Source organism: Shewanella hanedai, assembly GCF_007197645.1.
GTDB lineage: Bacteria > Pseudomonadota > Gammaproteobacteria > Enterobacterales > Shewanellaceae > Shewanella > Shewanella hanedai.
The window spans coordinates 129,018-144,347 of the sequence record NZ_VKGK01000004.1; the positions used below are offsets into that span (position 1 = coordinate 129,018).

Below are 15,330 nucleotides of genomic sequence, written 5' to 3' on the forward strand. Positions count from 1 at the left end.
GGACTCAGGGCAAGGTTTAACATCGGCGCCCGAGACTAGTGGATAACACCGGCTTCTTGATCCGACGGCTCTGGGCCAAACTCGGAATAACAAAGCAGGGCAGCCATCTTGGCAAACTCTGTCAGTTCCATATAAGCCGCTTCAGACTCATCGTCATCGGCAACATCAAACTCAACCAAGGCGATCTCGGCCAAATCTTTAATCACTTCACGCACATCCCCCGACGCATTATTCAGTTTAGGTTGCACAATCGCGAGGCCAGTTAGGAAGCTTTGCACCCAAAGTGATAGCGCTTCAACCCGCTTTGACACAGGCTCTTCCTCTTCAGGCTGCATAGGAGAGAAACCGAAGTCGACATCTGAGATCCTAGCTAACGTGTCTTGATACAGTTCATCGATAAGCTGTTGCAGTGGATCAGGCAGTGCTTGACCATCATTCATCAGCTCAAGTAGAGAGGTATTCCACTCTCGTTTAGACTGCTCTATACCGCCACAAATAAGGCCAACCAGAGCGCCGTGAACTTCGACAGGATGCTGAGCAATTTCAGCTAGATCCAATGCCGCCATTAAGTTATCAATACGTAAAGAAGGAGGGGTCGCCATAACAAGATTCCAATGACACAAATTTCTAAGTTCATGCTAGCAGAAGTGGGACGTTCGGCCAAGAAAACCCGACACTCGTCTGATTGTACTCTGATCTAACAGAGGTTATGGGTGAAATAGCAGCAAGATCGGTATTCTGTCGAAATAAAGAGTTTATACACGTGCGTTTAGACAGAGTCTCTAACAAAGCAGACCTTTGAAGAACTGTATAAAACCCAACTAAATGACTATAATTTGTTCAACGCTGACTATCTTAACAACATTTAATCTAAAGTTAGGCATCTAAAGCCTTACTCGTGTTGCACTTTGAAAGGCAGACCTTTATAGTCCGATCAAGAGACCAACTTAAGGACCAACCGCTTCATGAGTAGCCATGCTATCGAGATTAGCTTACTAGGCCGCACTTACTCCATCGCTTGCCCTCCGGGACAAGAGAAGGCATTGCAGCACGTGGCAGAAAAACTCGAGAAGCAATTAATCTCACTTAAGTCGAGAACCAACAACTTAAGCCGTGAAGAGATTTCCATTATGGCGGCCTTGAATATTGGTTATGAACTCTTAGAAGAACAGCAGAAAAACCAAGATTATAATCGACAGATGGATGAAAAAATCGGTCTGTTGCAATCAACTTTAGAAAACGCGTTAGTTGAGCGTTCGATTAAAGAAGATTAAACTCTGTAGCAAGAGCTTAGTGATAACTGAGTCAATGCAAGAGAAACGTAAAAAATTATAGTTATTTAATTCGCTCGTAAAGACAAAATAAACGCTATAGTTAAGCTATAGAAACAAGACAGTAGAAATGTTTACAACGAATTAGATACACCTGTTTTGCTCTCTGGGTTTCGCGTGAGCCGGCAATGTCCCTGTGCCGATAATTACAAACCCAGGATGAATGTATTAATGACATTGTGCAGGCTCGGCTCGTATCGAGAAGCCTTAGGAGTTATTCATTTACCCGCCTTGAACCTACGGTTCAAGGGCTACGCTGGTAACGGTAGCCTGGAGAGTAATTTATAAAAGAAAATCGCAAGGACTTTAAGTCGCGAGTTTCCAGTAATAAAGAAACCACTGTTAGCAATAACTGTGGTTTTTTTATGCCTGAAATGTGAGGGCCCAAGTAAAGCTGGATTCTGAAACAAGTTCAGAATGACGACCACTCTCAACTTTGTACGTTAATCAAGTCACTCTCCCACCTCTGTGGCCTTCAGTTCTAGTAAATTAAGCCTTTCAGTAACTGATTACACTATGAACGAGAGGTTATTGAATTAGCTTTTCCACTGTTTCAAAGAGAGACACTGGCCTTGTAAAATGACCCTACCGCCGTTATCTGCAATCAACTCCATCCAAACAGCACCTTGAATAAATTGCCACTGGGTGTCGGATAGCTGAAATTGCTGGGTATCTTTAACTTGAATGGGTCCCATGGAGAGTTTGCGGCCCTTGTCATCGGTGATCCATAAGCTGGCAGCCTCATTGGATTCAGACCAAGGTTGAGTCAAATGTAAGGTCATCATCCATGGGGCATTTGGAGCATCGGTTTCCCGATGAACAGCCGCAGCTAGACTTGTCGTCGAATCATGGCCATTTAAAATCCCAACATAGCTGATAGGCACATATTCGGAGCTAACTTCACTTGGATCTTGTATCTGTAAAGTGAGTACCAATAACAACGACAGCGCTAACGCACCAGAACTTGCTCGCCAGTAGTTACCCTTTTGCCACCAGCGAACCGAGTGCCAGCCTAATTGAGCCTCTATTTTATTCCAGACTTGAGCCTTAGGAGGAACCTGTACTTGATTGGTGTGTAGCGATTGAAGCTGAGCTTCAACCATCAACAGTTGCTCCTCTAATTGCGGGATCTGTTGTAATAAGCTCGACATTCGCCTGCGTGCCCGATAGCTCATAGAACCACTAACATAGTGGTTGATAAGCAATCTTTGCAATTTTGGATCGTAGTATCTTAATGGGACACGCATTTTTGCATAAACTCCATTCCACGCCTTAACCAAGACTTAATAGCACCTAGTGGGTGCTCTAAAAGACTCACTAACTCGCCTTGTTCATAGCCGTAGCGATAACTCAATATCAGCACCTGACGTTGATTGTCTTTCAACTGAGATAAGCAATGATCTACTTTATTCAGGGTATTTTGACTCGATAATGACTCGCTGGCAGTTTCAATCTCAAATGCGATCTCCAAATCCGTCAACTGTTGAGTGCGGCGTAAGGATAAACGACGCAGATGATCCAGAGCGAGATGGCGCGCTATGGTATAACTCCATGTATAAGCCCCACTTTTATTTAAGTCATAGCGAGATGCTTGATTCCAGATCCGCACAAAGGTCTCCTGAAGAAGATCCTCTGCTAGCTGATGATCATGCATTAACTGCATCAATACGGGGAAAAGTCGTGGCGAAAGGCTCAGATACAAGCGTTTAAATGCCCCCCTATCCCCCATCGCTGTTCGTGCTAATAGGATCTCATCTGTCTCACTCAATGAAATAACTCTCTAATTGATGCCGCATATATTTAAAAACATTGGGATGAAATCTGCTATCGATTTCATCCTACTCGCTAACTTTCAATAAACTTTCCGTAGAAGGTAATGGGGATTTGCTGGTTTATCGACGCTAGCCCCATCACGTCAATCAACTTTTCGACCCCTTTATTCAACTCCAGTTGCTTAACATCAAGCAAAATAGGCGAAGTAGTCGAAACATAAATCGAACCATTTTGGCTTTTGACTAACTGTAACTCAGCCTCTAAGGGAATCGTCTTACCGTGTGCTTTTAATATCAAACCTTGTTTAATACGTAAAGGCTTACCAACGGCTAATGCGTTCAAATTGGCCTTCGTTATCTTGGCAGAAATCACCGCTTCTTGGTATTTTGATACCTCAAACACCCAATCTCGTAAACGTTGATCACGAATAGGGACTTGGGTGTCAACACTGGCAAGCTTAACCTTTAGCGTTAACTCTCCGTCATCAGAAACTGCACCTGATAATGTTTGAAAACGTGATTGTTCGGTAATACTGTTCATATTCGACAGCACTTTAGTCGATAAAAAGTTCAGCTCTGCCGACGATGGGGCTAGTGACCACTGGGCAGAAGCGTTCATGGAGATACATGACGCGATAGATAGAACTAACACTGTAAAAATAGGTTTCATAAATGACTCTCTTAATTAATAACTACCACTTATACGGCTAAGAGAGTTAGGTGGATGCAAAAAGATAAAAATATTTTTTATTCAGCTTTTACGCTAAAAACAAAACAGAGTTCAACCTTATCCAAGCTCGCGCTTAGTGGTAAGATATTTATATTGCTAGCAATTAAAGGTGACCACTGTGGAGCAACCCCCTACCAATGCCCCAACGCTATCGAGCCTCCCTCAAAAAGAGAGGGTTCGCAATGAGATCAGAGCGAGCATACGTGCAGCAAGGCGCAGTATCTCCCCAGAGCAACAGACAAACTTAGGTCTACAAGCTTGTGCTCTGATGCTCTCAAAACTCGAACCTTTGACCATTAAACATCTGGCTATTTACCTCACAAATGATGGAGAGCTCGATACCAATCCTTTGATACAAGCACTTTGGCAACGCGGCATTAATGTTTACCTGCCCAGACTTCACCCTTTTAGCAAAGGTAACTTACTCTTTTTGGCTTATACCCAGCACACTCCCATGCAACGTAATAAACTGGGAATATTGGAACCCGTGCTTGATATTCGCACTCTCATACCCGCAGAGCAGCTCCATGTGATCATTACACCGCTCGTGGCCTTCGATGGAACAGGAAATCGCATGGGAATGGGGGGAGGATATTATGACAGGACATTGGTTAATTGGGAGAAAGTGAGGGCACCTTTGCCTATCGGCTACGCCCATGATTGCCAACAAGTCGACCATTTACCTTGTGAGCATTGGGATATTCCATTGCCTATCATAGTGACACCGACAAAGCTGTGGTGCTTTTAGTCACACATTAATTAACAACCACTAAGGGCGTTTTTATACTCTGCGTGAGTTCATAATCCTGCAGGATTTTATCTAGGCTGCCGTCTTCTCGCATACTATCTAATCCCAAGTTAAACTCCTTGATTAACTGTTTGTGCCCAGAAATATTTTTAGAAGCGCCAAAGTGAAACACCTCAACACTCAATGGCTCCCCCACCTCTTCAAAAACGTTAGCGTACTCATCTGGCCCTGTACGAATAATGTATCGCGCTAGCTCCCGTCCTATCAAAACTAGATCAATACGCTTGAGAAATAGCTTCTTCATATTCAATTCATCAGAGCTGGACTCTTCAGTAGTTAGCTTTGCTTCAGTGAATACCGCTGGATTGGCATACCCCCTGCCTATGCCAATACGTAAGCCTTGCAGATCAGCGAGTGTTTGATAACTGATGTCACTGTCTTTACGTTTATAAAGAACAATGTTTAATGGGACAATAGGCTGTGAATACTCCGCCCACTGTTCGCGCTCTTTGCGGTACCAAAGCCCAACAATACCATCAGCCTTACCAGTTTTAACCAGTAAGGTGGCGCGAGTAAAAGGATAAAATTTATGTGACACGTTATAACCACGGCGTTGCAATGCCGTCGCCACAATATGGGCCACAGCCCCATTTTGGCTATAACTTTCGCTATAAAATGGTGGGTAGTTAGTCGACACAATATTCAAGGTTGGTTTGTTATCACCAGCAAGCACACTAGGAGTTAGCCAAACTAGCATCAAAACGAGTACATAAGCGCTCTTTAAACTCATTTCGTTATCCTCCTTGTCGTTTATGCCGCCACTCATAAATTATATGACACTTATTAGAAAGTCGGAGGTAAAACGACGCATAATGACATCACAATTAAGAGATATATAAATGAACCTAGGTATAATGCTTTTACGACATCTATTTCTTAAGGATTATGATGAAATTACAACTAATTGCACTTCCATTGCTGGCAATAGGCCTTTTGGCCTGCTCAGAACAGAAGCCCAACTCAACTGAAAACAAGCCGGTTTCAGAAGTTATTCAAAGTGATGTAAAGAATGAAGTTCCAGCAGCTGAACACGCTATTGGCGACAACAGCCAAAATTCACTTGATTGGAATGGCACCTACTCAGGCATTACTCCCTGTGCCAGTTGTGAGGGAATTAAAACCACTCTGTTCCTCTATTCTGACAACACCTATAAGCTTAATACTGAGTACCTAGGTGAAGAGGACAATCTCTTTACCGAAACAGGTAAACTTAAGTGGAATAAGAGTGGCGGAAAAATCACTCTCATAGCCCCCAATCAAAAAGGTCCTGACATGCAATTTTTAGTCGGTGAAAACCAGCTATTTATGTTAGGTAGCCAAGGGCAAAGGATCACGGGCGCACTGGCAGATAACTACCGATTGACCAAAGAAAAGTAACGTTTTCATACATCATGAAAGCAAATAAAAAGGAGCCAGTGAGCTCCTTTTTATTACAGTTTATACCTGCCAATTTATGACTGGCGTTCCCATTGCCATCAACAGCTCATTAGTTTTAGAAAAATGCTGGCAGCCAAAGAAACCACGATAAGCAGATAACGGCGAAGGGTGAGGCCCTGATAAAATATGATGCTGTTTGCCCGTGATCACTTTGCCCTTTTTGATCGCGTGAGCCCCCCACAAAATAAAGACAATAGGCGATGTTTGTTGATTTAGATGTTCCATCACATGACTGGTAAACGTTTCCCAACCCGATTTAGCATGGGAATGTGCTTTACCTTGCTCTACGGTTAAAACCGTATTGAGCATCAATACCCCCTGCTCAGCCCACGTTGAAAGATGACCATGTTCAGGCGTAGTAAACCCGGAAATATCGGTCGCTAACTCTTTATACATGTTCACTAATGAAGGAGGAGTCTTAATTCCATGCTTCACCGAAAAGCAGAGACCGTGTGCCTGCTCAGGACCATGATAGGGATCTTGACCAATGATCACCACTCTCACTTTATCTATAGGAGTCAGGTTAAATGCAGTGAACACTTCGTCCTCAGGTGGGAATATTGCCTTTCCGGACGCCCGCTCTTCAGAGACAAACGCTTGCAACTCGCTAAAGTAGGCTTTGCTTTTCTCCTCAGCAATAAAATCATCCCAACTCGGTAATACAGTCATACATTCCTCATCATTTTCATACTCACGCCTATCAAAAAAGTCCGAATAAGATTTCACTCGTCTGATGTCATCATTTCAGGAGGGAACACGTAAATAAAAAGTGATACAATCCTGTAATCAATAAATCTAGGTTAATCATTTAAATGAACCATCGCTCTTGTCTCAGCTCGCCAAAAAGACATACAGGCTTTACCCTGATCGAGCTCGTTGTGGTGATCATTATACTCGGGATCCTTGCTGTGGTCGCCTTGCCTAAATTTATGAATTTATCTGAAGATGCTCATGTCGCAGTAGTGTCAGGTACTGGCGGAGCCTTTAAATCCGGGATCAATTTAGCCCACAGTGTTTGGGCCGTACGTGTCGGTTCAGGGCCTGCGGAAAACCTGCCAACCTTTGGTGATAGTGAAGCTGGAGAGATGGACTTCAATGACGCAGGATGGCCAGCCCAGCACTACTTTACCGATGATGAAGTATCGCCAAAGTTAGATAATGTAGACGATTGTATCTCTGTCTGGGTAACCATTTTTGCAGGTGATGACCTTACTGTTTCATCAAGTACAAGCACTGATGAAACAGAATATAAGGCAAACTACATTCCCCTACATCAATGTCGCTATGACTATGCTGATAATCTCAATTTGAGCATCAGTTATGACTCCCGTAATGGCAGCGTCACTGTCGACAAAGATCCAAGTAACTAAAAAAACAAATAGAGTCTATTAGGTCAAGTTGAAGATCAAGCTCGTAGCTCCCCCTTAACTTACAAGCCATAGCTCAAGCCCTAGGCTTATCGCCTGATTCAGATCTCAATTGTTAATCCCAAGGGTTCATTCGTCACTTATTTAAGTTAGAATCCAAGCAGTATAATAATATTAAACAGAGAGGCACCATGTCAGAAGCAGGTAAAGAGACCACCATTTTTCAGTTAGCCGATCAATTTATTGCCCTTGCTAACGAACTTAGCGCAACAGAGCAAGATGTTAGCAAAGTCGGCACAGCCCTGCGTTTCGCAGCGTCACGTTTCAACGCCTTTGAAGCCGCACTTAAATCTGCCGATCTTGCAGCTGAGAAAGAGAACGCGCTTGAATGGTTTGTTAATGAATACAAAGGGATGTTGAGTGACAACCTCGACGACCATATCAAAAACCCGCCAGTATCGGATACTGAGCCAGCTGTTGAAGATGAAGCTGTGCAGGTTTTTAAAGGCTAAGAAATATAACGATGAGCTAATGAAAGAACAAAGAAAGCCGCCAAAGGCTTCCAGTTCGACACTCATAGCTCGTCGTTTTATTTTGTAACGACCATCTTATAACTGATATTTTATATCTCTAATCTCATTGCTTAATATTAGATTGTCACTAGCACTCTAATAGCCAACAAGATCAACACCACACCGGATAACTTATCGATCAATGCCGCTTTTGCCCTTAGCTTAGGCAATACAGAGGGATGTGATAACACCAGAGCAATGATGGTATACCAGAGTCCGTCGACCACCAAAGGCGTCAACACGATTAATGACTGGCCCACAAAATTATCGGCAACCATCACAAACTGACTAAACAGTGCCAGAAAGAAGAGCATGATTTTGGGATTAAACAGTGAAATAGCGATACCATCACGCGCTGCGGTCAACCCACTTGTCGCCTCTCCCGCCGCTAACTTATCAGACATCCCGCCTTTAGAACGAAGCGCCTGCACGCCCATCCAAGCCAGATAAAGCGCACCTATAATGGCAATACCATTAAAGACCATTGGGGCTTTTTTTAACACGACGGCCAAACCTAAGAGTGTCACTAACGCATAGATACCAATACCTATGGAGTGAGCCCAAGCACAGATGATCCCTTTACCTCTGCCGCCACCTAACGTGTGCCTAACCACCATGGCCAAACTCGGTCCTGGTGACATGGCCCCTAAACAACAGATAGCCAGTAATCCTAGCCAAGCAGTAAAACTCATGGTGATCTCCCGAATAAAAGAGCGCTAAACGTCTCTTTAAAAGTGAGTTGAATGGTAAAAGTTGCACGTACCGTTTGCAAGTGAGCTCTATCGTTTTGTTAATAGAGTTAGCGGCAAACGATGGAAGTAAAAAGCCCGAACAGTTGTTCGGGCTCTGGCTTACTCTTAACTAACCATTACAAAAGAGTTAGAAAGTGTAGGTGCCTTTAAGGTAGTAGTAACCACCATTAAATCCAAATGGCGATGTCTCATAATAGATACCACCCCATTGGTTATTAACACAGGGATCATCAGCACTATTACACGCAGCCGCTCCTGCTTCGGTAAAATTGATCTCAGTGGCATCTTGATCAAACAAGTTTTGCGCACCTAGAGCAACACTGAAGGAGTCATTAATAAAGTAGCTCAACTCCATATCCACTGTAACAGCAGCTTTGCCTGTATTGACGGTATCAATATAATCCACGTGCACACCTTGATATTCACCGAAATAGTTCACACGGGTAAACAGATTAAACTGATCCCAGCTCTGCCCCCAAGTAAATGTAGCACGGTGGTTTGGCAGATCGTTCTCTAAACGAGAAACTTTAAAGTCACCAGTAATTTCAGAGTAACTATCAACCTTAGTTTCATTCCAATTATAAGCTAAAGCAAAGGTTGAATCCCCGGCAAACAGCTGAGCAGTATAGTTGGCAACGACATCAATGCCCTGAGTGGTCGTATCAAAGTCATTAGTAAAGAAACTCACCTGTGACAAACCATCAACATTAGGCACACCAGCTGCTTTCAAGGTTGCCTTATCAGCATCGGTTAACTCAATCTTTTCAGATTGGCTAATACGGTCGTCAACTTTAATATTATAATAATCAACTGTTAAGAAGAAATCTCCTTCAGTATAAATGGTACCAAATGTGAAACTTTTTGACTCTTCGGGTGTAAGCTCTGTACCACCAAGTTGTACAGAGATAGGGTTGGTTGGCGGCAACAGCGCCGAGTCAACCAATACACCATCAGATAGGTTAGTTTGTACATTACTCACATTCGCTTGACCCACTGTTGGCGCACGGAAACCTGTATTAAACGAGCCTCGAACCGCAAGCTCATCGATGATGTTCCAGTTAGCCGCAAGTTTATAATTTACAGTTGAGCCGAACGAGTCATAATCTTCATATCTAACGGCAAACTCTGCCACTAAATTATCAAGAAGAGGCATGCTGGTATCTAAGTATATCGCTTTATTCTTACGAGTATATTCCCCAGCTGCTGATGGCTGAAAACCGGGAAAACCATTAGAACCGATACCAAAACCTTGCGAAAAGAGCGGTCCTACTTTAAAGGAAGCCTCATCTCCAGCAACCACTTCAAATGTTTCATCATGCCACTCTAAACCTGTCGCAATGCTCACGTCATCGTCGAGTCCCCAATCGACAAACTTGACAAAATCTGCATTAAAGTTCCACTCAGTCTGAATGTATTTGCCTGGATTAAAATCTCGTGGTGAGTCAGGGCCCATTGAAGCATTTAAGGTATTGACAATTTTATAGCTAGATTTATTACTGCCGTATGAACCACTGAAGTCATATAAAATGCCTTCGAGGAAATCCATCTGAAATTCACCTTTTGTTCCAACAAAAAGAGAGGTGTCGACAATATTACCGCCGAAATTAGGTGTAAACCCACCAGGAATTGTATTATTAAACGCAAAACAGTTTGCAGCCGCTAGCGAATCTAACGCAGCTTGATCAGGAAGACCGTTGGATTGGATCTCAACCAGTGGACAATTAAGTTGTTGATCCTGACTATCTAAAGAACCAACGAGTACAGTTGGAGTTGCTCCATCCCAAGCATCCATAGCGGCTTGTTCTGCGTCAGTAGGAGCATTAGCATCCATTGGTCTAGGACGATAACTATTTGTACCGTCCACATTACGTACTATCCCACCATACACTCCTGGTCGTGAATTGGGATTACGGTAGTAAAAGCCACCTTTTACATCTCGCTCCGAGTAATTACCAAATAAGTAAGCCTCTGAGTGGTCATCTAGATCTAGCCCTAGGTTTGCAAACAGAGTGATATCATCATTGATCTCAGGTGAACCCCAAATCTGAGCAGGGTTAGCCACGTCAAGTCCCGCATTAGCAAACGCAGCCGCGTCAGGACGCTGTACGCTTCGACTGGTTGCATCAGCATTCTTATATTGAAAGCTCAGGTTAACAAAGCCATCTTTAGTTAATGGCATACCAATATTGCCCGCGATTTCAGTTGTCGCACCATCACCTTCATAGTACTCGCCTGTTTTCACCTCTAAAGAACCGCCTTCTGCATTATCTTTCAGTACAAAGTTCATCACACCAGCAATCGCATCAGAACCATATTGAGCCGCAGCACCGTCACGAAGTACTTCTACTTGCTTAAGGGCAATGCTTGGAATAACAGAGATATCAGGGCCATGTGCACCGTCATTAATACCCCCGCCTAGAAAGGCAATCACAGATGAGCGATGAAAACGCTTACCATTAAGCAGAATAAGCGTGCTATCTGCTGACAAACCGCGTAGGTTCGCTGGTCGAACTAGACTAGCAGCATCACTGATGGGATTAGAGTGAACATTTAATGAAGGAACAGCCCCCTTCAAGATTTCAAGCATATCTGAGTTACCAGACTTTCGAATATCATCACCACTGATAATATCGATGGGTACCGTCGAATCACCGATTGACCTCGGTGCAGAGCGTGAACCTACTACGGCTATCTTCTCTACATTATCTAGCTTCTCACCTTCCTCATCTGCAGCAAATGCAAATGAAGTCGCTAGTGAGCCTGCTAGAGCTACTGATACAGCTAAACTCAACGAGTTTAAGCCAAATGTCTTCCTGTTTCTTGTTGTCATCATTTTTCTCTTTATTATTTTTTATCTCATCTCTACCCAAACTTAACCATTTTAATTGGCTTTAAGTTCGAATAACCCCACGGAAATGTAAATCATTCCTGACACATTTCTATAACAAAAGTTTCATAATTGCTATTGCTAAATTAGGGAAACTATCGAGCTAAAATGATTACTTCAATTATTCAACCACTTAAAGACACAATTAATTAACAACTTTTAGACGTTTTGGTCCATAAGTACTACAGCCTCAACTTCATCAGTCTATATTTTGTTCGGTTTACTCTCGAAATTTCAAAGGCTAAGGAAATAAATATGAAAATGCAGCTATCTAATACTAAAAGGTCACTTTTTCCCCATGATTAGACTTGGCTTATACTCACGCTATTTCGTGACCTGAGCAAAAAAGTTATACTGTTAACTTATTTATCACTTATGCGACTGACTTTCATATGGCCAATATCAATCTGGATGCAAACCCACTTCAATCTGAGTTCCTTCCCGAAAACCAGTTGATCCTTAACGCAGTCAGCGAGGGGATATATGGCTTTAATCTGGATGGTAATGCCGTGTTTATTAATCCGGCTGCAGAACGAATGACTGGGTGGAAGTCAGAGGATTTACTGGGAAACAATATTCATGATTGTCATCATCATAGCCACAATGATGGCAGCCACTACCCCAAAGAGGACTGCCCGATTTACAACACGCTTAATGACGGTATAGCCCGTGAAATCAGTCATGAAGTGTTTTGGCGTAAAGATGGTTCAAGCTTCCCAGTGCATTACACCTCTACTCCGGTTTATAAAGACGGCAAGATGATGGGTGTAGTCGCGATATTTCGTGATATCAGTATTCAGAAACAAACGGAAAAGTCTCTCAGAGAAGCCCTAGCACAGGTTCAAGCTCTCTCTGAAACTCTGTCTTCAGAGAATCAATATTTGCAATTAGAGTTGGCAGACAAAACGGGAGATGTGGGAATATCAGGTAACAGCCCTAAAATAAAACTGTTAATTCAACAGATTAAGCTAGTGGCTAATACAGACAGTACGGTACTGATCAGTGGTGAGAATGGCACAGGCAAAGAACTGGTAGCCCGCAATCTACATAAGTTAAGCAAACGGGCCGACAAACCTTTGGTCTGCGTTAACTGCGCCGCATTTTCTGCGGGTTTGCTTGAAAGTGAACTCTTCGGTCATGAAAAAGGCGCTTATACCGGAGCGACTAATCGCCGTAAGGGGCGTTTTGAACTGGCCGACAAGGGCACACTCTTTCTCGATGAAGTCGCGGAATTAAGCCTTGAGGCTCAATCTAAGTTACTGAGAGTGATTCAGGAAAAGGAGTTCGAGCGTGTCGGGAGCAGTGAAACGATTAAGGTTGATATACGACTCATTACCGCCACGCACCATGATCTGCTCAAACGTGTTGAGCAAGGTTTGTTTCGCATGGATCTCTACTATCGCCTCAATGTATTTCCTATTCAGGTTCCTGCACTGCGAGACAGGATCAGTGATATCCCTGAACTTGTGAGTCACATCATTCAGGAATTGAATAGAAAACTCGGTAAAAAGATCACTCGTGTCAGCCAACAAGGAGTGCAGAAACTGATGCAACATACTTGGCCTGGCAACGTACGGGAACTGCAAAATGTATTGGAGAGAGAAACCATCCTCTCACAAAGTCCGGTGCTTAAACTGACACAGTTATCGGCATCTCAAACTCCTCACAGCTCAGACTCGGCAGCTCACACCTTAGCAGAAGTTGAAAAGAGGCATATCATCAAAGTGCTAAAACAGACTAAATGGCGAATATCGGGATCCAATGGTGCAGCTGCCACTTTGGACTTGCCTCCTAGCACACTGAGATCTCGTATGAAAAAACTCAACATTAAGCGCCCGATTTAGCTTTAAACTGGGATGTTGTGATAAATCATTTCGCGATATAACACAAAAACGCGACATATCGTGATCTTAATTAATAACCCCTATAATAAAAACGTTTATTTTCAGCGAGTTAAAACCTCGCCTTATTGGCCTGACGATTGCTAAGAGTGGGTAAGTGTTGAGTTTATCCCCCCTTAGAGAAGCCAGATGAGCAATAATAAAATCAGTCCATTGAACAATTCCGCTAAAATATTCATTCCAACTCCAGAAACATCCAAATACTTAATTAATGAGCAGGCTATTGAGATAAGAGAGATCTCAGCGACCCCTCAGCCTGCTAAAACCAGTAAAAAATCACCGCTTGAATCGGGACACATTCATATTCGTGAGCAAAAAGGCACCTTTCAGCGAATACGGACCTCAACGAACAGTTTGTTAGTTTGTTTGTTCTTCCTACTGCCTTTTATCTCCTATCAAGGCCACCAAGCCATACTGTTTGATTTAAACGAACAACAGTTTTTCTTCTTCGGCACCACACTATGGCCACAAGACTTTACCGTATTAGCTTGGGTGTTTATCGCCGCCGCCTTTCTGCTGTTTTTTATCACGGTATTTTGGGGCAGAGTCTGGTGTGGTTACCTCTGTCCTCAAACGGCTTGGACCTTTATGTATGTCTGGATAGAAACCCGAATAGAGGGCAATCAAAATAAACGTGTCGCCTTAGACAAGGCCCCGTGGACTAGTCAAAAACTCCTCAAAAGGATGGCCAAGCACGCGGCATGGGGAATAACCGCTTTACTGACAGGTTGCGCCTTTATCGCCTATTTTGTACCAGCACGGGAACTCTATATCGATATAGTGAGCTTTCAAGCCAGTTTTTGGGTCGCTGTGTGGGTGTGGTTTTTTGCTATCTGTACTTACCTCAATGCTGGTTGGATGCGTGAACAGATGTGCTTGCACTGCTGCCCCTATTCAAGATTTCAATCTGTAATGTTCGATGCCAACACCAAAACAGTGACCTATGATGCCAATCGTGGAGAAAGTCGAGGACCCAGAAAACGTAAGCAACCCACCGAGCTTGGCGATTGCGTTGACTGTCACCTATGTGTCGATGTATGCCCAACCGGTATAGACATACGCAATGGCCTGCAATACGAGTGCATCAATTGTGGCGCTTGTGTCGATGCCTGTAACCAAACCATGGATAAGTTTGGCTACCAGAAAAACCTTATCTCTTATGTCAGCGAAAACGCCCTTAAAGGACAACATGAGCCTGTATATCGATCGCTTAAATTTATCGGCTATGGCGTGTCAGTACTCGTCATGTTGGTCGTGATAGGCCTCGACATGGCCAATAAAAGTGACATACAACTCAACGTACTGCGTGACAGGCAAAGTCTTTACCGAGAAACCTCAGACAATTTAATTGAGAACAGCTACACGCTCAAGATACGTAATAAAACCCAACAGACGAGACACTACCGATTATCGGTCGATAACTCGCGATTTCAATTAGAAAACAACCCTGAGCTGGTGATAAATCCAGGTGAGCAGCTAGATCACCCCATCACGCTAATAGCCCACAGCGATGCACTGGCTGCCAATAGAACTAAAATAAAACTCTTCATCACTGAGATCAGTAACCCAGAGAATAGTGTATTCCAACAAACCAACTTCTTCGGCCCCGGCTAATCCATATCAGCATGGGGTTATTGTTGAGAGCTAACTCCATACTTTTGATGCATAAAGTTGGCTCAAACCTGCATCAGTACTGAGTATTAGCTCTATTTACAACAAGCCACTAACAAAGATTTCAATTGCGGTCTATTTGATAATTATTGTTGACCTAAG

General features: G+C 43.3%; 15 protein-coding genes and 1 other RNA gene. 8 read left to right on the forward strand and 8 right to left on the reverse strand.

Annotated elements, in window-relative coordinates; genetic code table 11:
- Positions 1-35: 35 nt before the first annotated feature.
- Positions 36-602 (reverse strand): UPF0149 family protein, encoded by a 567-nt coding sequence (locus FN961_RS05155; RefSeq protein ID WP_143563487.1) that lies wholly within the window; start codon positions 600-602, stop codon positions 36-38.
- A 363-nt stretch (positions 603-965) separates the two neighbouring features.
- Between FN961_RS05155 and FN961_RS05160 the strand changes: the two genes are divergently transcribed.
- Both FN961_RS05160 and ssrS read left to right on the forward strand, forming a co-directional pair.
- Positions 966-1,274 (forward strand): cell division protein ZapA, encoded by a 309-nt coding sequence (locus FN961_RS05160; RefSeq protein ID WP_143563488.1) that lies wholly within the window; start codon positions 966-968, stop codon positions 1,272-1,274.
- Between the two features lie 157 nt (positions 1,275-1,431).
- A non-coding RNA gene (ssrS, locus tag FN961_RS05165) (6S RNA) lies at positions 1,432-1,612 on the forward strand.
- A 255-nt stretch (positions 1,613-1,867) separates the two neighbouring features.
- Here the strand turns inward: ssrS and FN961_RS05170 are convergent.
- The 3 genes from FN961_RS05170 to FN961_RS05180 form a co-directional block, all read right to left on the reverse strand.
- Positions 1,868-2,482: a hypothetical protein gene (locus FN961_RS05170; RefSeq protein ID WP_143563489.1), complete on the reverse strand. Its 615-nt coding sequence runs from the start codon at positions 2,480-2,482 to the stop codon at positions 1,868-1,870.
- An 80-nt stretch (positions 2,483-2,562) separates the two neighbouring features.
- Positions 2,563-3,099, reverse strand: coding sequence for an RNA polymerase sigma factor (locus FN961_RS05175; protein ID WP_143563490.1), 537 nt, complete (start codon positions 3,097-3,099; stop codon positions 2,563-2,565).
- 77 nt (positions 3,100-3,176) lie between these two features.
- Positions 3,177-3,773 carry a YceI family protein gene (locus FN961_RS05180; RefSeq protein ID WP_143563491.1) on the reverse strand — a complete coding sequence of 199 codons (597 nt, stop codon included), beginning with the start codon at positions 3,771-3,773 and terminating at the stop codon, positions 3,177-3,179.
- A 178-nt stretch (positions 3,774-3,951) separates the two neighbouring features.
- Between FN961_RS05180 and FN961_RS05185 the strand changes: the two genes are divergently transcribed.
- The gene (locus tag FN961_RS05185) at positions 3,952-4,581 is read left to right on the forward strand and encodes a 5-formyltetrahydrofolate cyclo-ligase (RefSeq protein ID WP_229814663.1); all 630 of its coding nucleotides are present in this window, start codon (positions 3,952-3,954) and stop codon (positions 4,579-4,581) included.
- Positions 4,582-4,588: 7 nt separating this feature from the next.
- Here the strand turns inward: FN961_RS05185 and FN961_RS05190 are convergent, their stop codons facing one another.
- On the reverse strand, positions 4,589-5,338 hold the full coding sequence (locus FN961_RS05190; RefSeq protein WP_444544669.1) for a substrate-binding periplasmic protein: 750 nt from the start codon (positions 5,336-5,338) through the stop codon (positions 4,589-4,591).
- Positions 5,339-5,529: 191 nt separating this feature from the next.
- Here FN961_RS05190 and FN961_RS05195 point away from each other — a divergent pair, with 191 nt between their 5' ends.
- Entirely contained in the window at positions 5,530-6,018 is a 489-nt protein-coding gene (locus FN961_RS05195) for a copper resistance protein NlpE (protein WP_229814664.1), read from the forward strand.
- A gap of 60 nt (positions 6,019-6,078) precedes the next feature.
- Here FN961_RS05195 and ung read toward each other — a convergent pair whose 3' ends face one another.
- The gene (ung, locus tag FN961_RS05200) at positions 6,079-6,747 is read right to left on the reverse strand and encodes a uracil-DNA glycosylase (RefSeq protein WP_143563495.1); all 669 of its coding nucleotides are present in this window, start codon (positions 6,745-6,747) and stop codon (positions 6,079-6,081) included.
- A 143-nt stretch (positions 6,748-6,890) separates the two neighbouring features.
- Between ung and FN961_RS05205 the strand changes: the two genes are divergently transcribed.
- Both FN961_RS05205 and FN961_RS05210 read left to right on the forward strand, forming a co-directional pair.
- Entirely contained in the window at positions 6,891-7,448 is a 558-nt protein-coding gene (locus FN961_RS05205) for a type II secretion system protein (RefSeq protein WP_143563496.1), read from the forward strand.
- Between the two features lie 188 nt (positions 7,449-7,636).
- A complete protein-coding gene (locus FN961_RS05210; protein ID WP_143563497.1) occupies positions 7,637-7,957 on the forward strand; it encodes a DUF3144 domain-containing protein in 321 nt (106 codons plus the stop codon).
- A gap of 137 nt (positions 7,958-8,094) precedes the next feature.
- On the opposite strand, the gene FN961_RS05215 is transcribed toward FN961_RS05210, so the two are convergent.
- Both FN961_RS05215 and FN961_RS05220 read right to left on the reverse strand, forming a co-directional pair.
- Positions 8,095-8,709 carry a LysE family translocator gene (locus tag FN961_RS05215; protein WP_143563498.1) on the reverse strand — a complete coding sequence of 205 codons (615 nt, stop codon included), beginning with the start codon at positions 8,707-8,709 and terminating at the stop codon, positions 8,095-8,097.
- A 187-nt stretch (positions 8,710-8,896) separates the two neighbouring features.
- Positions 8,897-11,599: a TonB-dependent receptor plug domain-containing protein gene (locus tag FN961_RS05220; RefSeq protein WP_143563569.1), complete on the reverse strand. Its 2,703-nt coding sequence runs from the start codon at positions 11,597-11,599 to the stop codon at positions 8,897-8,899.
- A gap of 449 nt (positions 11,600-12,048) precedes the next feature.
- Here FN961_RS05220 and FN961_RS05225 point away from each other — a divergent pair, with 449 nt between their 5' ends.
- Positions 12,049-13,500: a sigma-54 interaction domain-containing protein gene (locus FN961_RS05225; protein WP_143563499.1), complete on the forward strand. Its 1,452-nt coding sequence runs from the start codon at positions 12,049-12,051 to the stop codon at positions 13,498-13,500.
- Positions 13,501-13,686: 186 nt separating this feature from the next.
- A complete protein-coding gene (gene ccoG / locus FN961_RS05230; protein WP_143563500.1) occupies positions 13,687-15,171 on the forward strand; it encodes a cytochrome c oxidase accessory protein CcoG in 1,485 nt (494 codons plus the stop codon).
- Positions 15,172-15,330 lie beyond the last annotated feature (159 nt).